Origin of the sequence: Collinsella aerofaciens (assembly GCF_015552075.1) — a bacterium.
Taxonomy (GTDB): domain Bacteria; phylum Actinomycetota; class Coriobacteriia; order Coriobacteriales; family Coriobacteriaceae; genus Collinsella; species Collinsella aerofaciens_Y.
Genome location: NZ_JADNDZ010000121.1, coordinates 33,715 through 55,189, shown reverse-complemented (window position 1 = coordinate 55,189; position 21,475 = coordinate 33,715). Strand labels below are relative to the sequence as shown.

General features: G+C 60.5%; 27 protein-coding genes. 25 read left to right on the top strand and 2 right to left on the bottom strand.

Features of this window, described 5'->3' with window-relative positions:
* Positions 1-90 precede the first annotated feature (90 nt).
* Entirely contained in the window at positions 91-825 is a 735-nt protein-coding gene (gene yqeC / locus I2D41_RS09475; RefSeq protein ID WP_195364331.1) for a selenium cofactor biosynthesis protein YqeC, read from the bottom strand.
* Positions 826-927: 102 nt separating this feature from the next.
* Between yqeC and yqeB the strand changes: the two genes are divergently transcribed.
* The 23 genes from yqeB (at position 928) to I2D41_RS09360 (ending at position 15,523) form a co-directional block, all read left to right on the top strand.
* Entirely contained in the window at positions 928-1,722 is a 795-nt protein-coding gene (yqeB, locus tag I2D41_RS09470) for a selenium-dependent molybdenum cofactor biosynthesis protein YqeB (RefSeq protein ID WP_195364330.1), read from the top strand.
* A 9-nt stretch (positions 1,723-1,731) separates the two neighbouring features.
* On the top strand, positions 1,732-2,775 hold the full coding sequence (locus tag I2D41_RS09465; protein ID WP_195364329.1) for an XdhC family protein: 1,044 nt from the start codon (positions 1,732-1,734) through the stop codon (positions 2,773-2,775).
* Between the two features lie 334 nt (positions 2,776-3,109).
* Positions 3,110-3,667, top strand: a complete 558-nt coding sequence (rplE, locus tag I2D41_RS09460) for a 50S ribosomal protein L5 (protein WP_006235260.1) — start codon at positions 3,110-3,112, stop codon at positions 3,665-3,667.
* 79 nt (positions 3,668-3,746) lie between these two features.
* The gene (locus tag I2D41_RS09455) at positions 3,747-3,932 is read left to right on the top strand and encodes a type Z 30S ribosomal protein S14 (RefSeq protein ID WP_022094280.1); all 186 of its coding nucleotides are present in this window, start codon (positions 3,747-3,749) and stop codon (positions 3,930-3,932) included.
* 119 nt (positions 3,933-4,051) lie between these two features.
* On the top strand, positions 4,052-4,450 hold the full coding sequence (gene rpsH, locus I2D41_RS09450; protein ID WP_006235262.1) for a 30S ribosomal protein S8: 399 nt from the start codon (positions 4,052-4,054) through the stop codon (positions 4,448-4,450).
* A 33-nt stretch (positions 4,451-4,483) separates the two neighbouring features.
* The gene (gene rplF, locus I2D41_RS09445; protein WP_006235263.1) at positions 4,484-5,020 is read left to right on the top strand and encodes a 50S ribosomal protein L6; all 537 of its coding nucleotides are present in this window, start codon (positions 4,484-4,486) and stop codon (positions 5,018-5,020) included.
* Between the two features lie 75 nt (positions 5,021-5,095).
* The gene (gene rplR, locus I2D41_RS09440; protein WP_006235264.1) at positions 5,096-5,464 is read left to right on the top strand and encodes a 50S ribosomal protein L18; all 369 of its coding nucleotides are present in this window, start codon (positions 5,096-5,098) and stop codon (positions 5,462-5,464) included.
* Between the two features lie 14 nt (positions 5,465-5,478).
* Positions 5,479-6,003, top strand: a complete 525-nt coding sequence (rpsE, locus tag I2D41_RS09435; protein WP_195364328.1) for a 30S ribosomal protein S5 — start codon at positions 5,479-5,481, stop codon at positions 6,001-6,003.
* Between the two features lie 2 nt (positions 6,004-6,005).
* Positions 6,006-6,188 (top strand): 50S ribosomal protein L30, encoded by a 183-nt coding sequence (rpmD, locus tag I2D41_RS09430; RefSeq protein ID WP_006235266.1) that lies wholly within the window; start codon positions 6,006-6,008, stop codon positions 6,186-6,188.
* A 3-nt stretch (positions 6,189-6,191) separates the two neighbouring features.
* Positions 6,192-6,641 carry a 50S ribosomal protein L15 gene (gene rplO, locus I2D41_RS09425; protein WP_006235267.1) on the top strand — a complete coding sequence of 150 codons (450 nt, stop codon included), beginning with the start codon at positions 6,192-6,194 and terminating at the stop codon, positions 6,639-6,641.
* The gene (gene secY / locus I2D41_RS09420) at positions 6,635-7,921 is read left to right on the top strand and encodes a preprotein translocase subunit SecY (protein ID WP_195364327.1); all 1,287 of its coding nucleotides are present in this window, start codon (positions 6,635-6,637) and stop codon (positions 7,919-7,921) included. The genes rplO and secY overlap by 7 nt, the downstream gene beginning before the upstream one ends.
* An 18-nt stretch (positions 7,922-7,939) precedes the next feature.
* Complete coding sequence (locus tag I2D41_RS09415; RefSeq protein ID WP_006235269.1) at positions 7,940-8,566, top strand: adenylate kinase; 627 nt, start codon at positions 7,940-7,942, stop codon at positions 8,564-8,566.
* Positions 8,563-9,351, top strand: coding sequence for a type I methionyl aminopeptidase (gene map / locus I2D41_RS09410; RefSeq protein ID WP_195364326.1), 789 nt, complete (start codon positions 8,563-8,565; stop codon positions 9,349-9,351). Before I2D41_RS09415 ends, map begins: the two co-directional genes overlap by 4 nt.
* Positions 9,352-9,455: 104 nt before the next feature.
* Positions 9,456-9,674 carry a translation initiation factor IF-1 gene (gene infA, locus I2D41_RS09405; RefSeq protein ID WP_035137443.1) on the top strand — a complete coding sequence of 73 codons (219 nt, stop codon included), beginning with the start codon at positions 9,456-9,458 and terminating at the stop codon, positions 9,672-9,674.
* 150 nt (positions 9,675-9,824) lie between these two features.
* Positions 9,825-9,938: a 50S ribosomal protein L36 gene (rpmJ, locus tag I2D41_RS09400; protein WP_006363204.1), complete on the top strand. Its 114-nt coding sequence runs from the start codon at positions 9,825-9,827 to the stop codon at positions 9,936-9,938.
* A 14-nt stretch (positions 9,939-9,952) separates the two neighbouring features.
* Complete coding sequence (gene rpsM, locus I2D41_RS09395; RefSeq protein WP_022094275.1) at positions 9,953-10,327, top strand: 30S ribosomal protein S13; 375 nt, start codon at positions 9,953-9,955, stop codon at positions 10,325-10,327.
* 14 nt (positions 10,328-10,341) lie between these two features.
* Positions 10,342-10,746, top strand: coding sequence for a 30S ribosomal protein S11 (rpsK, locus tag I2D41_RS09390; protein ID WP_006235274.1), 405 nt, complete (start codon positions 10,342-10,344; stop codon positions 10,744-10,746).
* 19 nt (positions 10,747-10,765) lie between these two features.
* Positions 10,766-11,362: a 30S ribosomal protein S4 gene (gene rpsD, locus I2D41_RS09385; protein WP_006235275.1), complete on the top strand. Its 597-nt coding sequence runs from the start codon at positions 10,766-10,768 to the stop codon at positions 11,360-11,362.
* Positions 11,363-11,394: 32 nt separating this feature from the next.
* Positions 11,395-12,336 (top strand): DNA-directed RNA polymerase subunit alpha, encoded by a 942-nt coding sequence (locus tag I2D41_RS09380; RefSeq protein WP_006235276.1) that lies wholly within the window; start codon positions 11,395-11,397, stop codon positions 12,334-12,336.
* Positions 12,337-12,366: 30 nt separating this feature from the next.
* Positions 12,367-12,834: a 50S ribosomal protein L17 gene (rplQ, locus tag I2D41_RS09375; RefSeq protein WP_055287451.1), complete on the top strand. Its 468-nt coding sequence runs from the start codon at positions 12,367-12,369 to the stop codon at positions 12,832-12,834.
* A gap of 92 nt (positions 12,835-12,926) precedes the next feature.
* Positions 12,927-13,751: a tRNA pseudouridine(38-40) synthase TruA gene (gene truA / locus I2D41_RS09370; protein ID WP_195364325.1), complete on the top strand. Its 825-nt coding sequence runs from the start codon at positions 12,927-12,929 to the stop codon at positions 13,749-13,751.
* 203 nt (positions 13,752-13,954) lie between these two features.
* Positions 13,955-14,953, top strand: coding sequence for a glycosyltransferase family 2 protein (locus tag I2D41_RS09365; protein WP_195364324.1), 999 nt, complete (start codon positions 13,955-13,957; stop codon positions 14,951-14,953).
* A 132-nt stretch (positions 14,954-15,085) separates the two neighbouring features.
* The gene (locus tag I2D41_RS09360) at positions 15,086-15,523 is read left to right on the top strand and encodes an arginine repressor (RefSeq protein WP_006235280.1); all 438 of its coding nucleotides are present in this window, start codon (positions 15,086-15,088) and stop codon (positions 15,521-15,523) included.
* Positions 15,524-15,712: 189 nt separating this feature from the next.
* Here I2D41_RS09360 and I2D41_RS09355 read toward each other — a convergent pair whose 3' ends face one another.
* Positions 15,713-17,911, bottom strand: coding sequence for a transglycosylase domain-containing protein (locus I2D41_RS09355; protein ID WP_195364323.1), 2,199 nt, complete (start codon positions 17,909-17,911; stop codon positions 15,713-15,715).
* Positions 17,912-18,109: 198 nt separating this feature from the next.
* Between I2D41_RS09355 and I2D41_RS09350 the strand changes: the two genes are divergently transcribed.
* Entirely contained in the window at positions 18,110-20,044 is a 1,935-nt protein-coding gene (locus tag I2D41_RS09350; protein WP_195364322.1) for a U32 family peptidase, read from the top strand.
* Between the two features lie 96 nt (positions 20,045-20,140).
* Complete coding sequence (gene tyrS, locus I2D41_RS09345) at positions 20,141-21,352, top strand: tyrosine--tRNA ligase (protein ID WP_195364321.1); 1,212 nt, start codon at positions 20,141-20,143, stop codon at positions 21,350-21,352.
* The last annotated feature ends 123 nt before the right edge of the window (positions 21,353-21,475 follow it).

The following is a 21,475-nucleotide window of genomic DNA, read 5'->3' as shown; positions in this document are numbered from 1 at the left end:
CCTCCTCAGTTGCGGTGAAATACGGACTGTTTGCGGCCGTCGGGCGGCCAAACAGTCCGTATTTCACCGCAACTGAGGAGATGGGGCCGGCTACTTGAGGCTGCTGGCGACGACGGGGTGGTCGAGAGCTGCCTCGAAGCGGTCGGCCATCGTGGGGTCGCTGAGCGTGTCGACTTGGTTGAGCATGATGCGGGCATTGTTGAGGTTCAGCATCCGCATCTCGGCATTGAGCACCATGGCGACGCGCTCGGGCGTGGCGATGTCAGTGAGCTCGCAGCCGCAACGCTCGCAAAAGAGCTCGGGGCGGTGGACGGCTTCGTTGATGGGCTTGCCGAACCCCGAGGCGCCGACGATCCAGACGATGTTGGCCGTGCCAGAGGGAATCACCGGCTCCCAGGCGGCGTGCGTCTTGAGCGGGAGCCGCTTGCTGCCGTCCGCCTCGGCCAGGACGTAGTCAAAGCGCTGCGCCAGCTGGTCGAGCGGCTCGGCAGGGGAGGAGAACTTGCCTGTCTGGGGGTCCAAGACACCTGTCTGGCAGATACTTCCGCGCGCAAAGCCCGCGCAGGCCTCGCAGGTGCAACCGGGGACATGCGAGGCGCCCGGCTTCCAAGGCGCGGCGTCCAGGCGACGGTTCGACCCGTCCCATGGCACGCCGGCAACGGGAAACATGTGCGTGGTGGTACAGAGGAGCACGCGGCCGCCAGCGCGCATAAGCTCGAGACCCAGCGTCTTCAGCAACGTCGACTTGCCGCCGCTGCCGATAATCGCGGTAATGCCCGGCTCGATCCTGAGCGTCGAGGCAAGATTGCCGCTAACCGTTTCCATCTGTTCACCGCCGTATAAAACTGTGATAATAAATAATCATCAGAGTAGCGGTCGAACCGCTTTTGCTCTGCTCAAACCGTAGCACAGGGAGGTGCCCCGGGAATGCTCGTTTATGTTCGCGGTGCCGGCGATATCGCCACGGGCGTCGCCGCTCGCTTGGTGCGCGCCGGCGTGTCGGTCGTTATGGCCGATATTGCGGTTCCCACGTGCATCCGCCGCACAATCAGTTTTTGCGAGGCCATTCGCCTGGGCGAGGTCGAGGTCGAAGGCATTCGCGCTCGCTTGGCACAGACGCCGGCTGAGGCGCTTGCGATTACCGAGGCTGGAGACGTCGCCGTTGTGGTGGACCCCCAGGCCAAGATGCTCGATGAGCTTAAGCCCGCAGCTGTGGTCGACGCGATTTTGGCCAAGCGCAACCTGGGCACCACGCGCGACATGGCGCCTGCCGTCATCGCCGTGGGGCCGGGCTTTACCGCGCCGGTCGATTGCGACGCCGTGGTCGAGACCATGCGCGGGCATTTTCTCGGCCGTGTCATTACCCAAGGTTCGCCCCAGCCCAACACGGGCGTGCCGGGCATTATCGCCGGCTATGGCAAGGAGCGCGTTATCCACAGCCCCGCCGCCGGCGTGTTTCGGTCCGACCGTGCAATCGGCGACATCGTGAGCGCCGGAGACGTGATTGGCTACGCGGGCGATACGCCTATGCGCACGCAGATTGATGGTTGTCTGCGCGGGCTTTTGGCGAACGGCGTGCAGGTGACTGAGGGCTTTAAATGCGCCGATGTCGATCCGCGCGGCGATGCCAGCTATATCAACTACATTTCGGACAAGGCGACGTCGGTCGGCGGCGGCGTGCTCGAGGCGCTCGCCATGCTCACCGGTGTATTCCAGGGATAGGAAATTGCAATGGAAAAGCTCGATGTGGTGAATGCTGCGCTTGGCGCTCTGAAGGCTGGTAAGACGTGCGAGTTGGTGGTAGTTGCCGGCACGGCAGGGTCGTCGCCGCGCGGCGTGGGCGCCTGGATGGCCGTCTTTGCCGATGGTAGCCAGGCGGGCACTATCGGCGGCGGCAAGATTGAGCTCTTTGCGCTGGATGAGGCGCGCGAGCTCCTGAGCGCGGGACAGTCGCGTCTGGTCCGCTACACCATGGGCGGCGAGAACTCCGATACCGGCATGATCTGCGGCGGGGCCATCTGCCTGTGCTACCTGCATCTGGATGCAACCCAGGCACCGTTGTTCCAGGAAATTGCCGACGTCTTGGCCTATCGGCGCATCGGCGACTTCGTCATCGACTTTGAGCCGTTTATCGCGAGCGCGCTCGAGGGCGATGTGGCCGAGTACCATGGCGAGGAATCGCGCCGCACCATTGCGGGCTGCCCCGGGCTTTCGCTGGTGGAGGAGGGGAGTAAGGTCACCTACACCAACGCCGCCTCCGAGATTCCCCCGGCGCACATCGAGACGCTCTGCCCCGAGGGCCTGACCTACATCTTTGGCTGCGGACACGTGGGCGCCGCGACGGCGCGGGTGCTCACGGCGGCGGGCTTTGCCGTCGTGGCTTGCGACGACCGCCCCGGCACGCTGACCCCCGAATGGGTGCCCGGTGTCTACGATCGTCGCCTGGTCGATTACAAGAACCTGAGCAAGCAGTGCCCCATCGGCCCGCGCGACCTGGTGGTCGTCGCCACGGCGGGTCACAAGTCTGATATCGACGTGGTGATTCAGGCCATGCGCGCCAAACCCGCCTATCTGGGCTGCTTGGGCTCGCGCCGTAAGACGGCCTTTGTGCGCGCCCGCCTGGAGCAGGAGGGCTTTACGCAGGACCAGATCGACGAGCTGCACCTGCCGATCGGCGTTGCCATTCAGGCCGAGGACCCCGAGGAGATCGCCATCTCCATCGCCGCCGAGATGATCCACCTGCGCCGTACCAAACTCGTCCCCCGCAAGCGCTAGTCGCATCCCCATATATGAGTTGCGGTGAAATAGTTCCTAGATAAGCCTGACGGGCGGTCAGCCAGGAACTATTTCACCGCAACTGCCAAGAGATCCGTTTTCCTCCGTCGCATGCGGACCCATTTGTGCGGGGGAGTTGTGGAGTTGTGCAGGCAGACGAGGTTTTTCTGGAAATACACACCCAATGCGCGTATAGTACCGATTGTTTTGTCGGCTCCTGCTGCGTCGAGTCCAAACCGCAAAATGCCATGAGCGGCGCGGATGCAGTCAGGAGGCACGAGGACAACCCGCTGTGGCCACGCCCCGTGCTTAAAACCCCAAGAAGGAGTGAACAATGGCAGAAGAGAAGTATGTGCCGCGTCTGAAGACCAAGTACAACAACGAGGTCAAGCAGCAGCTTCAGGACAAGTTCCAGTACGAGAACGTCATGATGATCCCCAAGTTTGAGAAGATCGTTGTGAACATGGGTGTCGGCGAGGCCGCTACCGATTCCAAGGCCATCGACGGTGCTGTGCGCGACCTGCGCGCCATCACCGGCCAGCAGCCGATGATCACCCGTGCCCGCAAGTCCATCGCTACCTTCCGCCTGCGCGCTGGTATGCCGATCGGCTGCAAGGTTACCCTGCGTGGCGACCGTATGTGGGAGTTCTTCGATCGTCTGACCTCCGTCGCGATCCCCCGTATCCGCGACTTCCGCGGCATCTCCGCCAAGAGCTTCGACGGCCGTGGTAACTTCTCCATGGGCGTCACCGAGCAGCTCATCTTCCCCGAGATCGACTTCGACTCCGTCGATCACCAGCGTGGTATGGACATCACCTTCGTGACCACCGCCAACACCGATGAGGAGGCCAAGGCCCTTCTGGACGCCTTCGGTTTCCCGTTCAAGAAATAGGTTCACCTGCCCTAAAAGCGCCGTTTCCACAAGGGGACGGCGCTTGGGGCGAACAATACTCTATGTGAGGAGGATATAAGTGGCTAAGACATCGATGATCGTCAAGTGCAATCGCAAGCAGAAGTTCTCTACTCGTGAGTACACGCGCTGCCAGCGCTGCGGCCGTCCGCACTCTGTGTACCGCAAGTTCGGCCTGTGCCGTGTCTGCTTCCGTGAGCTTGCACTCAAGGGCGAGCTTCCCGGCGTTAAGAAGGCCAGCTGGTAAGTCACTACCAGCGTTTCAAGCATCCGTTTGGAACAGGGAAAACGCGCTAGTTAGGCTTTGCCGTTAAGGGCGGCGAAGAACCAAGAGCACGTGTTCATCAAGAACGAAGGAGAATCTGTATGAACCTTACAGACCCGATCGCAGATATGCTTACGCGCATCCGTAACGCTAACTCTGTGAACAAGGCCACGGTCTCCATGCCGAGCAGCAAGAAGCTCGTCGAGATCGCTCGTGTTCTGCACGAGGAGGGCTACATCGAGGGCTACGATGTCGAGGACACCGTTCCCCAGAAGACTCTGCACATCACGCTTAAGTATGGTCCCAAGAAGGCTAAGGTCATCAACGGCATCCGCCGCATTTCCAAGCCGGGCCTGCGTAAGTACACCGGCGTTGCCGACATGCCCCGCGTCCGCGGTGGCCTTGGTACCGCCATTATTTCCACCAGCCATGGCGTCATGACCGACCGCGATGCTCGCAAGCACAACGTCGGCGGCGAGATCATCGCTTACGTCTGGTAATTCGCTCGGTAGGTAGAAGGAAAGGAGATCACCGTGTCTCGTATCGGTAATAAGCCTGTCCAGATTCCCGCCGGAGTCGAAGTGGCAGTCAACGGCAACAACGTTGTCGTCAAGGGCCCCAAGGGCCAGCTCGAGCTCGATGTCTTTGAGAAGCTCGCTATCAACGTCGAGGACAACGTCCTCACCGTTTCCCGTCCCGACGACGAGCGTGAGACCCGTGCCCGCCACGGCCTCACCCGTGCCCTCATCCACAACATGGTTGTTGGCGTTTCCGAGGGCTTCGAGAAGAAGCTCGAGCTCGCCGGCGTCGGTTACCGCGTGCAGCAGAAGGGCAAGAACCTCGAGTTCTCCCTGGGCTTCTCGCACCCCGTGATCGTCGAGGCTCCCGAGGGCATCACCTTCGAGGTTCCCGACAACACCCACGTGAACGTCAAGGGTATCAACAAGCAGCAGGTCGGTCAGATCGCCGCTGAGATCCGCGGCCATCGTCCTCCCGAGCCTTACAAGGGCAAGGGTATCCACTACGTTGGCGAGCACATCCGCCGCAAGCTGGGTAAGGCCGCCAAGTAGTCGTAACCGACTCACTCGCATAAGACCAGCACCCCGTCAGGTGCTGGCAAGATCAACCTTTTTAGGAGTTTACGTATGAACAAGCATAAGGCGAAGCTGGAAGGCCTCAAGCGTCGTCAGCGTCGTGTTCGCGGCAAGGTCTCGGGTACCTCCGAGCGTCCGCGTCTTCGCGTGACCCGTACTAACGCCAACATCTATGCCCAGATCATCGACGACAGCAAGGGCTCCAGCCTGACGCTCGTCTCTGCCTCGACCCTCGAGGCCGAGTTTAAGGGCACCCACACCTCGAACAAGGAGGCTGCGGAGAAGGTCGGTCAGCTCGTTGGCAAGCGCGCCATCGAGGCCGGCATCACCAAGGTCGCCTTCGATCGCGGTGGCCGTATCTACCATGGCCGCGTCAAGGCCCTCGCCGACGGTGCTCGTGCCGCCGGTCTCGAGTTCTAGGAGGTATGTAGCACATGGCTCGTAATCAGAAGCAGCAGCGCGAGGCCTCCGAGTTCGAGGAGCGCGTCGTTTACATCAACCGCGTGTCGAAGACCGTCAAGGGTGGTCGTCGCATGAGCCTCGTCGCTCTCGTCGTCGTTGGCGACGGCAAGGGCAACGTCGGCGTTGGCATGGGCAAGTCCGCTGAGGTGCCCCTGGCCATCTCCAAGGCGTCTCTCGATGCCAAGAAGAACATGTTCCACGTGCCGGTGACCGATCAGGGCACCATCCCGCACGAGGTTCTCGGCCACTTTGGTGCCGGCCGCATCATCATCAAGCCCGCTGTCGAGGGTACCGGCGTTATCGCCGGCGGCGCTGTGCGTCCCCTCTTCGAGCTTGCTGGCATCAAGAACGTCCTGTCCAAGTCCCTCGGTACCGACAACGGCCTCAACATCATCAAGGCTGCCGTCGAGGGCCTCAAGGAGCTCTCCAGCCCTGAGGACGTCGCGGCTCGCCGTGGCCTGACGGTCTCCGAGATGTTCGTCGGTAAGGAGAACTAAGCATGGCTGACACCATCAAGATCAAGCAGGTCCGCAGCACCAACGGTTGCAAGCAGGACCAGGTCCGTACTGTCCGTGCCCTCGGTCTCCACAGGATCCGCGAGGTTCGCGAGATTGCTGACAACGAGTCCGTCCGCGGCATGATCTTCAAGGTCAAGCACCTTGTCGAGATTGTAGAGGAGTAGCAAATGCAGCTTCACGATCTTACTCCCGCGCCCGGTTCCACCAAGAACCGCAAGCGCGTCGGCCGTGGCAATTCTTCGGGTCACGGCACCACTTCTGGCCGCGGCCAGAAGGGCCAGGGTTCCCGCTCTGGCGGCACCAAGGGTGCCGGCTTCGAGGGTGGCCAGACTCCGCTGGCTATGCGCCTGCCCAAGCTTCCGGGCTTCCGTAACCCCCGTCGTATCGAGTACACCGCTGTTAACGTTGAGCGTCTCGAGCGCAAGTTCGAGGACGGCGCTGTGATCGACGGTGCCGCTCTTAAGGCCGCTCGCATCACCAAGAGCGAGTTCGAGCCCGTCAAGGTGCTCGGCAATGGTGAGCTCACCAAGAAGTTCACGGTCAAGGTCGACAAGGTCAGCGCTTCTGCGCAGGCCAAGATCGAGGCCGCCGGCGGAAAGGTCGAGCTGCCGTGCTAAATGGTCTTAAGAATGCTTTCCGCATCAAAGAATTGCGCGAAAAGATTCTTTTTACCATAGCTATGCTCGTCGTGTACCGCATTGGTGCGCACGTTCCTGTGCCCGGCATTCCCTTCCAGGGGATGCTGGGCCTTTTCTCGACCGATAACAATTCGGTCGCCGCAGGTGCTATGGCCCTCCTGAATCTTTTCTCTGGCGGCGCGTTGAGCTATGTGTCGGTGTTTTCGCTGGGCATCATGCCTTACATCACCAGCTCGATTATCCTCCAGATGCTCCAGGCCGTCGTGCCTTCCCTGCATGAGCTTGCCCGCGAGGGCGAGGTCGGTCAGACCAAGATTACGCAGTATTCGCGTTACCTCACCCTGGCTCTGGCAATCCTCAACTCCGTGGGTTACCTCTTCCTCTTTAAGAGCTTCGGCATCAGCTTCAATGGCGCCGGCGCTCCCGAGATCATCTTCGACCTCATGATCGTCGGTACGCTCACCGCGGGCGCCATGCTGATCATGTGGATTGGTGAGCTCATCACCCAGCGCGGTATCGGCAATGGCATGTCGCTGATCATCTTCGCGAACATCATGGCCGGTCTGCCGCAGGCTATCTTCTCCAGCACCGAGGGCAATGCCGGTGGCATCATCACCGTGGTGATCATCTGCGCCATCATCCTGCTGGTTATCCCGCTGATTGTTTTCCTTGAGCGCGGCCAGCGCCGCATCCCGGTCTCCTACGCTAAGCGCGTCGTGGGCCGTCGCATGATGGGTGGCCAGACCACCTACCTGCCCATCAAGGTCAACACCGCGGGTGTCGTGCCGATTATCTTCGCTTCGGCGCTGCTGTACTTCCCGGCTCAGATTGCCGTGTTCTTCCCCGGCATCGGCTGGATTCAGGCAGTTGCCTCCGCGCTTTCGACCGGTTGGCTCAACTGGGTGCTTAACGTTGTCCTCATCGTGTTCTTCGCGTACTTCTACACCTCCATGGTGTTCAACCCCGATGACACGGCCGATAACCTTAAGAAGCAGGGCGGCTTTATTCCGGGCGTCCGTCCGGGTAGGGCTACCGCGGCCTACATCAAGAACGCGCTCAACAAGATCACGCTTCCCAGCGCTGTCTTTTTGGCGCTCATCGCCATCGTGCCTTCGATCATCTTCTCCTTCACGGGTAACCATCTGATCCAGGCATTTGGCGGCACGTCCATCCTCATCATGGTCGGCGTCGTGCTCGACACGGTCGATAAGCTCGAAGGCCAGATCAAGATGTATGATTACGATGGATTCTTTAAATAGGCTAGAGGAGGATTGCTCATGAACCTCGTATTGCTCGGAGCTCCGGGTGCCGGTAAGGGCACCGTCGCACAGGAGCTCGTCGCCGAGTTTGGCGTCGCCCATATTTCCACGGGCGACCTGCTGCGTGCTGCCGTCAAGGGTGGCACCGAGCTTGGTATTCAGGCTAAGAAGTACATGGACGCTGGCGAGCTCGTTCCCGACCAGCTCGTGATCGACCTTGTCAAGGAGCGCCTTGCCGCCGATGACGCCCAGCAGGGCTTCATCCTCGACGGCTTCCCGCGCAACACCGCCCAGGCTGTGACGCTCGATTCCGAGCTCTCCGCCATGGGTCGCGAGATCGATTGCGCCCTTCTGGTCGATGTGGCCCCCGAGGTCATTATCGATCGTCTGTCTTCGCGTCGCACCTGCCGCGCCTGCGGTTACACCGGCACCGCTGCCGATGCCACCTGCCCCAAGTGCGGTGGCGAGATGTATCAGCGCGACGACGACAAGCCCGAGACCATCAAGAACCGTCTCGACGTCTACGAGAAGTCCACGAGCCCGCTCGTTGACTACTATCGTGGCCAGGGTCTGCTCAAGTCGGTCAACGGTGACCAGGCTCGCGAGACCGTGTACGGGGATGTCAAAGAGGCTCTCGGTCTATGATCAAGATTAAGTCTGCAACGCAAATCGAGCAGATGAAGAAGGCAGGAGCGCTATCTAAGATGGCGCTCCGCCACGTTGGAGCCATGGTGCGCCCCGGCGTTTCGACTTTTGAGCTCGATCAGCTCGCGGAGCAGATTATCCGCATGCATGGCGGCACCCCGGCCTTTAAGGGCTACGGCGGGTTCCCGGGAACCATCTGCGCATCGATCAACGATGCCGTGGTTCACGGTATTCCCAACCCCGACATGATCCTGCGCGATGGCGATATCATCTCCATTGATACGGGAGCTGTCGTTGACGGTTGGGTCGGCGATAACGCTTGGACGTTTTTCGTCGGCACCCCCACGCCCGAAGCCAAGGCTTTGTGCGAGGTCACGCGCGATTGCCTTAAGGCTGCCATCGAGCAGGCTGTTCCCGGTAACCATATCGGGGACGTCGGTTATGCCGTTCAGTCCCTCGCCGAGTCTCACGGTTACGGCGTGCTTCGTGATTATGTGGGCCATGGCATTGGCCTCGTGATGCACGAGGACCCCAACGTTCCTAACTATGGAAAGAAGGGGAGGGGCGTTCGCCTCCAGGCCGGCATGGTCATTGCCATTGAGCCGATGGTTACGATGGGTTCCAACCATGTGAGCACGGGTTCCGACGGTTGGATCGTCACGACCAACGACCACCTGCCCGCCGCGCACTACGAGAACACCGTCGCCATTACCAATGACGGCCCGGTGATTCTCACCACGGATGCGCAAGGTGCTTGGTGTTCGCTCCAAGGCGGAGAAATGTAACAAGTTCCACTTAGTTGTGGAGCCATTACGAAGTTATTACGATGCGTGCATACGTGTTGTAGAATACTCAATCGCTGTCGTTTTCTAGAGAAAGATGATTGCTTGTGAAGAAGGAAGACGCAATTGAGCTCGAGGGTACGGTAAAGGAACCGTTGCCCAACGCCATGTTTAAGGTCGAGCTCGAGAACGGTCATTCGGTTCTGTGCAACATTTCTGGCAAGATCCGAATGAATTACATCCGTATTCTCCCCGGTGACAGGGTTGTCGTGGAGCTTTCCCCGTACGACCTGACCCGCGGCCGCATCACCTATCGCTACAAATAGCGGCACGCATACACGCACTCCATTTCCGACTGCAGGCTTAGCTCAACCTACGGTCGGATTGTGTGTGAAGACCAGCCATAGTTTTAAACGCCTGCGGCTGGGCGAGTAGATAGTAGGGAAGTAGTTTGAGCGCTACCGAAAGGAAGAACGATGAAGGTACGTCCTTCGGTCAAGAAGATGTGCGATAAGTGCAAAATCATTAGGCGCCATGGCAAGGTCCTCGTCATTTGCGAGAACCCCCGTCATAAGCAGCGTCAGGGTTAAGAGAGGAGACTACGTTGGCCCGTATTAATGGTGTCGACCTCCCGCGTGAGAAGCGCGTTGAGATCGGTCTGACCTACATTTACGGCATCGGCCGCACCACTGCGACGAAGATTTGCGTCGAGTGCAACGTTAACGTGGATACGCGCGTTAAGGACCTCACCGAGGATGAGGTTAACGCCATCCGCGATTATATCGACAAGAACCAGATCATGGTTGAGGGCGACCTCCGCCGTGAGCGCAACCAGAACGTCAAGCGCCTTATGGACATCGGCTGCAACCGCGGCCTTCGTCACCGCAAGGGCCTCCCGGTCCGCGGCCAGCGCACCCACACTAACGCTCGTACCCGCAAGGGCCCGAAGCGTCAGATCGGTGCTAAGAAGAAGAAATAAGGAGCGCTAGATAGATGGCTACTGCTAAGAAGAACGTTCGCGCTGCCCGTCTGAAGCGCGCGGACCGTAAGAACATTTCCGTGGGCCAGGCTCACATTCGTTCTACGTTCAACAACACGATCGTTTCGATCACCGATCCCCAGGGCAACGTCATTTCCTGGAAGTCGGCTGGCCAGGTGGGCTTCAAGGGCTCCCGTAAGTCCACGCCGTTCGCTGCCCAGATGGCTGCCGAGGCTGCTGCCAAGCAGGCCATGGAGCACGGTATGAAGAAGGTTTCCGTCTTCGTCAAAGGCCCCGGCTCCGGTCGTGAGACCGCCATCCGCTCCCTCCAGGCTGCTGGCCTCGAGGTCTCGAGCATCCAGGACAAGACCCCCATTCCGCACAACGGCTGCCGCCCCAAGAAGCGTCGCCGCGTGTAACTGAAAGGATCGTATCAATATGGCAATCGACAGGACTCCTGTTCTTAAGCGCTGCCGTCAGCTCGGGATCGATCCCGCTGAGCTCGGTTACAGCAGCAAGAAGGAATCTATCCGTCAGCCCAAGCGCCGTCGCAAGGAATCTGAGTACGGCATGCAGCTGCGCGAGAAGCAGAAGGTCAAGTTCATCTATGGCGTTCTGGAGAAGCAGTTCCACGGCTACTTCAACAAGGCCCGTAAGATGAACGGCGTCACCGGTGAGAACCTCATGATCATCCTTGAGTCTCGCCTCGACAACGTCGTCTTCCGTCTTGGCTTTGCCCGCACCCGCAAAGAGGCTCGTCAGTCCGTCCGTCACGGTCACTTCACCGTGAACGGCAAGCGCGTGGACATCCCGTCTTACCGCGTCAAGGCCGGCGACGTCGTCGCTGTCGGCGAGAAGTTCCGTGACCTCCTCCCCATCAAGGAGGCCCTGATTTCCTCCGAGCGCTTTGAGGTCCCTGGCTGGCTCGAGGTCGATATCGAGAAGCTGTCTGGTAACGTGCTCGCTCTGCCGACGCGTGAGCAGATTAGCGGTGATATCAACGAGCAGCTCATCGTCGAGCTCTACTCTAAGTAGTCCATCCGGGCTGCTGAGGCTGGAGGTAATACATGTCAGAATTCATTAGGCCTCAGGTTCAGGTCGAAGAGATCAACGAGACGTCTGCTCGTGTCTCCGTCGAGCCGCTCGAGCGTGGCTACGGCGATACGCTGGGTAACTCCCTTCGTCGCGTTCTTCTGTCCTCGCTCGAGGGTGCCGCCGTCGAGGCTATTCAGATCGATGGCGCGCAGCACGAGTTCATGACCATCCCTAACATGGTCGAGGATGTCACCGACATCGTCCTGAATGTCAAGGGTCTTGTCTTCAGGGCTCTCGGCACGACCGACGAGGCGACCGCCACCATCTCGGTTGACGGCCCCTGCGAGGTCACCGGTGCGGACTTCTTTATTCCGTCCGAGTTTGAGCTGGTCAACCCCGAGCAGCACATCGCTACGCTCACCGAGGGTGGCCATCTCACCATGAGCATGCGCATCGGCTATGGCCGCGGCTATGTTTCTGGCGAGGCCAACAAGCGCGACAACGATCCCATCGGTGTGATCCACGTCGACTCGCTGTACTCGCCGGTTTCCCGTTGCGCCAAGCTCGTTGAGGCTTGCCGTGTCGGTCAGCACACCGACTACGACCGCCTTGTCCTCGAGATCGAGACCAACGGCTCCATCGCCCCGCGCGACGCCGTGGTCCAGGCTGCCAATATCATCAACCAGCATATGGCCGCCTTTATGAACCTTGCCGAGACCCCCGAGGTCGAGGAGGAGGCTTCGATCTTCGCTCCCGAGGTCACCAACGACAACGCCGAGCTGGACAAGCAGATCGAGGATCTGGACCTTTCCGTCCGTTCCTACAACTGCCTTAAGCGCGCCAGCATTCACTCGGTCCGTCAGCTCGTTGAGTTCTCGGAGAACGATCTGCTCAACATCCGTAACTTCGGTGTTAAGTCGATCGAGGAAGTGAAGGACAAGCTTGAGTCCATGGGCCTGAGCCTGAAGGCTTAATGCTTCGCATATTTGAGGAGAAACTAGACCATGCGTCATAACGTTAAGAAGGGCCTGAAGCTCGGCACCGATGCGAGCCACACCAAGGCCATGAAGAAGAGCCTTGCTAAGGCCCTCTTCGAGAACGACCGCATCAAGACCACCGAGACCCGCGCTAAGGCGCTGCGTTCGGTCGTCGATCCGATCATCACCTGGGCCAAGAAGGGCGACCTGCACTCTCGTCGTCTGGCTATCGCCAAGCTCGGCGATAAGCAGCTCGTTGCCGAGATCTTCGACAAGGCTGCTCAGGGCATGTGGCAGGACCGCAACGGCGGTTACACCCGCATCATGAAGCTCGGTAACCGCAAGGGCGACAACGCTCCCATCGTTATCATGGAGCTCGTCACCGAGCCTTGCACGCCTAAGGCCAAGAAGGCTGCTCCGGCCCCCAAGAAGGCCGCTGCTCCCAAGAAGGTCGAGGCTGCCGAGGAGGCTCCTGCTGAGGAGACCGCTGAGTAGACAATCCGTCTGCATAGGCTATATTCGAGGGGTACGTTCGCGTACCCCTCTTTTTTTGTCGAAATGCCATTGCCTGTTTGTTGGGAGCGTCCATGACCGCGCCGTCTGATTTCAATTCGATTCCCGAGCTCGATGCCACGCTCGTTTTCCGCGTGGCCTACGATGGCTCGTCCTACAGCGGCTTTGCCGAGCAGCCCGGTCAGACGACGGTTGCGGGCGAGCTGCGCCGCGCTATCGAGACGCTCCTGCGCCGTCCGATTGTCCTGACGTGCGCGGGGCGTACCGATGCCGGCGTACATGCCGTGGCTCAGTACATCAGCGTGCCCGTAACGGACGCTGAGCTCGCTTGTACGCGCCGTAGGTGGCTGCGGGCTATGGATGCCCTGCTACCCAAAGATATCGCCATAAACGAGGTCTACAAGGCCCGTAAAGGCTTTTCTGCACGCTTTGATGCGCGTTCACGTACATATACGTACCGTATTGCCGATCGCGACGCGCGTCCCGTGCTCTCACGGGGTGCCGTGTGGTGGCATCGCTATCCCTTGGACGTCGAGGCCATGTCTGCGGCCTGTCCCGCGCTTTTGGGTGAGCAGGACTTTAAGAGCTTTTGCAAGGTTGCCTCGGCCGTTGGCAAGCCCACGCATCGCTGCGTGATGCGTGCCGAGTTTGGCCATGAGGTTGCGTTTGGCGAGGACATCCTGACGTTTACCATCGAGGGCAATGCGTTTCTGCATTCGATGGTCCGCACGATCGTGGGCACGCTTGTCGAGATTGGCATGCATCGCCGTAAACCCGAGTGGATGCGCGAGGTCATCGATGCTTGCGACCGTACCGCTGCGGGCCCCACGGCTCCTGCCTGCGGCCTTACGTTTATGGGCGTGGATTACGATCCCGTAGAGCTTGTCGTGCTCGACTAGGGGGGGGCTCGACGCGTCGTGCGTCGACACCCGTCATCTGTGGGGTGCGCGTGTGCAACATCTGTTCTTGGCGTGCAATACAACCGGTGTCTCATTGCTTTTATTGCCGGGGTGTACCATGAACCACGATTTGATTCATTGCTGTCGAGAGGACGGATAACTTGGTTCGACGTGGCTCGCATCCGCGACTTTCGGTGATCCTTGTGGTAGAAGGTTCGCCCAGCTATGCGATGCGTGCGCTCGAGAGTATCCAGAACCAAGACCTCTACGATTTGCAGATTATCGTTGTCTGCCGCGATGCTGCGCCCGGTGTGCGCCATTCGCTTCAAGTTGCTGCCGACAGGGACATCCATATTGATTTGATTGACGTCGAGGACGCGAAGTGCGGTGCTTGTCTTCGTGCCGGTTTTGCTGTCTCGCGTGGCTCTCAAATCATCGCTATGAACGCCGATGAGTGGTTTGCTCCGCAGTCCCTTTCCAAGATGGTCGATATCGCGTGCGATACTACGGCAGACATAGTGCTCCCCACGGTGTCGCTCGACCGCTATGATGCACATCGAGAGCGCCATTCGCGCGTCTTGGATGCTGCTCATATTTCCATTGATAGCAAATCCTCGATGGTGACCGGGCTGCCCCAGTTGATTTTAGGCGGCCTTGTCGTTCAGACCTCTGGCGTGATGTACAGCCGCTCGCTGTTTGAGGCATGCCTGTCGCGCGGCAAGGCGTACCGTACGGTTGAGTTTATGGCTTATGCGCTCTCGCAGGCACGATTCGTGTCCGGCTGCGGCGACGCTTGTTTCCACGCGGTGGCACCTAAGCTTACAGATGCCTTTGATCCCACCATGTATGCCAGGATATCCGATGACACTCGAGCGCTCGACGAGCTTGCGGACTCACTCTCGGAAGCAGATAGCGGTGGTCGGCTCAAGCTGGCAAGCCAAAAGTTCTACTTTGCCGGACTGGTCGCCTGCATCGAGAATTTGTGTCTGAGCCCGCATGGGGTGTCGTCAATCGAGCGTTCCGCCCGCATGCGTGATATGCTCGAGGCGCCTCGAACCCGTCAGATGGTCGCCGCGCTCAAGGATAACCATCGGGGACTCGGTCTGTTGTTTGGGCCGATCGCCAGCGCCAAGCCCGCGCGCTGCGTGATGTGTACGCATCTGGCAGCTTTTCTTAACCGGACGGGCGCAAAAACCGCCTAAACGGCTCATCTCGAAACAATTTTGCATAGAATTGTTTCGAAATGAGTTCTTATACACAAAAGCCTTCAAATAGCGTTAAACTATTCAATCACTGATTGATTGTCTCCGCCATCTTTTGGAGAGAGGGTTTGTATGGCTAAAAAACGCAATGGGCGCCAGGATGCCATTAGAGATATTGTGCGCAATAAGGACGTCCGCACGCAGCGCGTGCTGGTCGATGAGCTCCGCGCTATGGGCTTTGATTGCACGCAGGCGACTGTCTCTCGCGATATTGCCGATATGGGGCTGCGTAAGCTCCCTGAGGGCATCTATGTTCTGGCAGAGGACCTGCACCTGCAGCGTATGGTTTCCGAGCTCGTAACGGGCGTTCTGCGCACCGATAATCTGGTTATGATCAAGGCTCAGCCTGGCACGGCTTCCGGCATCGCCGCCGCCGTTGATGCGGCAGAGCTGCCCGATGTGCTTGGCTCGCTTGCCGGCAACGATACGATTTTGGTTATTGCCCAGACGGCCGAGGACGGCGAGCGTCTCGAGGCGCTGATCAATAAGCTGAGCAATTCTCGCAAGTAGGCGTGCGGGTCGTGCGCTCGGCACTGTGTGCGTGACATGGTGGCTTGTAAGGGGGTATCGACGTTGGTCGGTACCCCCTATATTGTTTGCCGGTATAAAGACCGTTCACCAGGTCGCTTTAAACTAAAAGGCCCCCGAGCAGTTTAATAAGCTGCTCGGGGGCCTTGTTGCTAATGGCCGGATGAATTTCTAGCCAACAGTATCGTCAGGCGTGGGCGAGGGGTCGGGAGTGGGCGTAGGCGTGGGCGTAGGCGTGCCGCCATCGCCGCCGGTCGAACCACCAGTGGAGCCGCCCGTCGAGCCACCGGTCGTTCCGGTGCCGCCGGTGGTGTCGCCGCCCGTGGTCTCGGTGGTCGTGGTCGTCGTGGTGGTCGTTGTGGTGGTTTCCTCTTCGTCCTCGTTCTCGTCCTTGTCGTCGTTCTCCGTCTTCTTGGTGTTGTTGGTGCCGTAGAACTTCCAGACGCTGTTGTTCTTGTAGGTGGGCGCCGTTCCGGTCGCAAACTCCTCGCGTTCGGTACCGGTCAGAACGGTGTTCATAAACCGCTTAAAGACAGGCAGGTTGGTGCTGTCGCCCAGCAGGTCCGTGCCGTATTTTTGGATGGGGATCTCGCCCGCGGAATAGCCGGTCCACAGGGCGCACGCCAGCTGCGGGGTATAGCCGCAGAACCACAGGTTGGTGGTGTTGTCGGTGGTGCCCGTTTTGCCGGCATAGGGCTGGTTGACGCTCAGGGCGCCAGCAGCACCCGTACCGCCGCCCTGCATGACGCCGGACAGAACATCGGTGACCGCGGCGGCCTCGCCCTCGGTAAGCACCTGTGAGGGATTGTCCGTGTGCTGGTACAGCACCGAACCGGTACGAGAGTCAATCTCGGTGATGGCGATCGGCTGGCGATAGTAGCCGCCGTTGGCAAACGTCGCGTAGGCGGCGGCCATCTCGAGCGGCGAGATCGAGCCGGTGCCGAGCGTCATGACGGGAACGTCCTCGATGTTGTCCTTGGCGGGATCGATGCCGAGCTTTTTGACGAGTGAGATGATCTTGCTGTTGCCGACGGCCTCGGCCACCTGGATGTAGCCGGTGTTGGAGGAGTATGCCGTTGCCTGCTTAAGCGTGATGTTGCCATAGCTCTGGTTGGCGTAGTTTTGGACCTCGGTCGTGGTGCCCTTAGCCTTGAGCGGCGAATTGCAGTTGAGGGTGACGTTGGGGTTCATGCCGTTTTGGATGGCGGTTGCCAGCGTAAAGGCCTTAAAGGTGGAGCCGACGGGACGCTTGGCCGTGGCATGGTTTACGTGGTTCTCGTCGGCGTTGTAGTCGTAGCCGCCCACCATGCACTTGATGTAGCCGGTCTTGGGGTCGACGACGACCATGCCCATATCCAGGCCGTCGAGTGAGAGCGTGTCGAGCTGCTGGCGGACGGCATTCTCTGCCACCTGCTGCATCGTGGGGTCGATGGTGGTCTTGACGGTCAGACCGCCCTTAAAGAGCACGTCGGTCGAGAACTCCTGCTCCAGCAGCTGCTTAACATAGGCGACAAAGTAGGGCTGCGAGTATACGTCGACGCCGCTGCCCGAAATCTCGGTCACGTTGAGGGTGATGGGCTCGGCCTGTGCGGCATCGTGCTCCTCCTGCGTAATGTGGCCCAGGCGCAACATGTTGTCGAGGACCTTGTTGCGGCGAGACAGTGCCAGATCGGGATTGACCGTGGGGTCGTACTGCGAAGGCGAGTTGGGAAGGCCGATGAGCAGCGCGGCCTCGCTGAGGGTGAGGTCGGCGGCGCTCTTGGACAGATAGGTCTCGGCTGCGGCCTCGATGCCGTAGGCGCCGTGGCCGTAATAGATGGTGTTGAGGTACATCATGAGGATCTCGTCTTTGGAGTACATATCCTCCATCTTGATGGCGATGTAGGCCTCGCGTACCTTACGCTCGATGGTCGAGTCGAACTGCTCCTCCTGCAGGATGGTGTTGCGCACCAGCTGCTGGGTGATAGTCGAGGCGCCTTCGTGCCCGCCGCCGAGGGTTGCCACCGCAGCACGCGCGATACCCCACAGGTCGATACCGCCGTGCTCGTAGAAGCGCTCGTCCTCGACGTCAACGGTGCCCTGCAGCACGTAGGGGGAGACCTCGTCCTTGGTGATGGACTTGCGGTTTTGCGTGTAGAAGCTCGCGATCTTGTTGCCGTTGCAGTCGACGATCTCGGTGGGCTCGCTCACCAGATACGCGTTGGCGTCGGTGTAGTCGGGCAGATCGGACAGCCAGCGGTTGACGTTGCCGACCATGCCGATGCCAAACGCCACGCCCGCAATCAGCAGAAAGCCCAAAAACGAGAGCAGGATTATGGGCAGGGCGTGCGTCTTTGAACGGCTGTGTCCCTGTCGTTGGCGAGGACCCATATATTGACCTCCAGGTATGTCGTGCCGGACGGTGGATGTGCCGTCGGGGCAGGATGGACATAAGTTATTACACGATAAACCAAACGGGGCGCGCGAGGCCTCGTGTATGCTGGAAGACGGCATTTTTCAGAGTGAATGCATACCTTGGTAAGGAGTTTGCCGATGGCGATTCGGGCGATGGGGCCGAGCGGACAATGTATGAACGGGTCGGGGGCCGCTGGGGCGGCGCTGCCCGAACTGCTGGCGCCGGCGGGCGGACTCGACCAGATGCTCGCGGCTGTTGCGGCGGGCGCCGATGCCATCTATGCGGGCCTGGGCGGTTTCAACGCGCGCGTGAGCGCGCATGGCTTTACGGATGACGAGTTTGCGCGCGGCTGCGCCGTGGCGCATGCCCATGGCGTGCGCGTGTACGTGACGCTCAATGTTTTTGTGTTCGACGACGAGTTGGCAGACGCGGTGGCGCTGGGAGCGCACGCGTATGCGTTGGGTGCCGATGCCTTGATCGTGGCGGATGCCGGGCTGGCTTGCGCGTTGCGCGCGGCGATTCCCGGGGTCGAGATTCACCTGTCCACGCAGGCGGGCGTCCATAGCGAGGGCGCCGTGCGACTGGCTGCCGACGAGTTGGGAGTCGAGCGCGTGACGACGGCACGCGAGCTGACGGTCGACGAGATTGCCGCGCTGTGCGCCACGGGCGTGCCGATTGAGGTTTTCTGCCAAGGTGCCATTTGCATCGGTTACTCGGGCGCCTGTGAGTTCTCGGCACTGCGGCGCGCTCGCTCGGCGATGCGCGGTGACTGCACACAGCCCTGCCGTCTGGCATATGACTTGGTGGACGAGGCGGGGGAGAGCGTTGTTTCCGTTGAGGGCGACCGCCTGCTGTGCCCACGTGACTATCTGGGCATTGCACACCTGCCCGAGCTCGTTGCCGCCGGCGTGGCGTCGCTCAAGATCGAGGGGCGCATGAAGAATCCCGACTATGTGTTCAACGTAGTGCAGGTGTGGCGCCGGGCGCTCGATATGGTGCGCGACGGCGCGTGGGAGCCCGATATCGTGGCGGAGCTTGAGCGTGAGCTGGGTAGGTCGTTCAACCGTGGGTTCACCGATGCGTATCTGCGGGGGAGATCGGGTGCCGAGCTCATGAGCTTTGAGCGCGCAATTAACCAAGGTGTCCGCGTGGGCCGCTTGGTGGCGGTGGGCTACGAAGAGGTGACCGTCGAGCTCGATGCCGCCGTGGCGGCGGGTGACACGCTCGAGATTCGGTTCTATCCGGGTGGCGACGCGCGTCCCGATGTGCCCAAGCGCTGGCCTCAGGTGCCCTGTCCGGGGGACGCCGCGGCGGGGGAGTGCGTTGTCGTGCACTGCAAGCGCAAGGTGGACACGGGCTGCGAGGTCTATCTGATTCGCAGTGCCGGTGTGCTGGAGCAGACGGCGACGGCGTTGGAGCGCATGCGGGCCGAGGCGGACACTGCTGTACCTGTTGAGCGCACTGTTGAGGTTCTGCCGTTTGAAGGCGGCACGGTGGATGACGATGCATCGACGGGGGAGCTGATGGAGTCGCCGGAGCAGGGGGTTCCCGCTCGCGTGGCTTTTGCCTGGCAGCTGATGGATACCGACCCGCATGACGAGCTCGATCTGTCCGATGCGACCGTGGTGCTCGACGAGGTCTGCCGCGTGGGCGATGCCGAGCGGACCCGGTCGCTAATGCGGCGTGCCGGGCGCGTGGTCTGTCGCAACCTGGGGCAGGTGGCGATGGCTCGTGAGCTGGGCGTGATGTTTGACGTGGCAGCGCCGGTGTTCTGCGCGAATCGTGCCACGCTTGCTTGGCTGCGCGGGCTTGGCGCACGGCGGGTGTACTTGCCTGCCGAGCTTGTCACCAACGACGCTGAGCTCGTTGCCAGCCTCGCCGATCGCCCCGGCGTCTTGGGCCCCGTCGATGCCGACCGCCCTGAGCTTATGGTGTGCGAGCACTGCCTGCTGACCGCCGAGGGTACCTGTGCCACCGATGCAACGGGGCAGGTCCATTGTCGTGACTGCCAACGCCGTCGGCAGATGCGCTACCTAGTCGAGCGCGACGGCACGCGTCTGCCGGTCGCTGTCGACGCATGCGGCAGGACGAGGATTTTCCTATCGTAGGTGCCGCGTCGCGTCAGTTTGTTATCATATGAGAGTTTATGGACTTCCAGCACCGCCGTATCCGGTGAGGGTGCTATAGCAAAAGGAGGATACCCAATGCTGTCTGTCGACGAGCAAATGCATATCATCACCTCGGGCGCTGCGAAGATCGTCCCCGAGGCCGACCTTCGCAAGAAGCTTGAGAAGGGCGAGCCCCTCAACATCAAGCTCGGCGTCGATCCCACCAGCCCCGATCTGCACCTTGGCCATGCCGTGCCCCTGCGCAAGATGCGTCAGTTCCAGGACCTGGGCCACAACGTCACCCTCATCATCGGCAACGGCACCGCGCTGATCGGCGACCCTTCGGGCAAGAATTCCACCCGTCCGCAGCTTTCGCAGGAGCAGATCGAGGCCAATGCCGAGACCTATGTGAGCCAGGCCATGAAGATCCTGGATCCCGAGAAGACCACCATCGTGCACAACGGCGACTGGATCCTTTCGATGGATCTGGCCGGTCTGCTGCAGGTGTGCTCCAAGTTCACCGTCGCCCGCATTCTTGAGCGCGATGACTTTACCAAGCGCTACCAGTCTCAGACGCCGATCGCCCTGCATGAGTTCCTGTATCCCGTGATGCAGGCTTTCGACTCCGTGCAGATCAAGGCCGACGTGGAGATGGGCGGCACCGATCAGCTCTTCAACCTGCTCGCCGGCCGTGAGCTCATGGAGAAGATGGGCATGGAGCCCCAGATCGCGCTCACCATGCCGCTGCTCGAGGGCACCGATGGCGTTCGTAAGATGTCCAAGTCCTACGGTAACTACATCGGCCTGACCGACGCGCCCAAGGACATGTTCGGCAAGACCATGTCCATCCCCGACGAGATGATCGGCAAGTACTATCGTCTGGCCAGCTCGCTCACCCCGGCCGAGGTCGACAAGATCGACGCTGCCCTGGCCGATGGTTCTGCCGACCCCTACGAGCTCAAGCGCGCTCTGGGCCGCGACCTGTGCGACACCTACCACGGCGCCGGTGCCGGCGACGAGGCTCAGGCCGAGTTCGACCGCGTGTTCAAGGAGGGCCAGCTCGCCGACTTCCCCGAGAAGCACGTTGAGCTGACTGTTAACGACGAGGGCCAGATCTACCTCGCTGGCCTGCTCAAGGACCTGGGTCTTTCGGCGAGCGCCGGCCAGGCTCGTCGTGATATCGACGGCGGCGGCGTCAAGATCAACGGCAAGGCCGTGGCTCCCAAGAGCTATAACATCGATCCCAGCGCCCTCAAGCTGGGCGACACCCTCTCCGTAGGCAAACGCAAGGGCTTTAAACTGGTCTAGCGATTACGTCAACCCAACATGCGAAATAGGGCCGCAACTGGTTTTCCCAGCTGCGGCCCTATTTTGGTTGGCACCTGGGGACGTTCCTATTGTGCCGGCACTCTGGGACACTCCTTGCCAAAG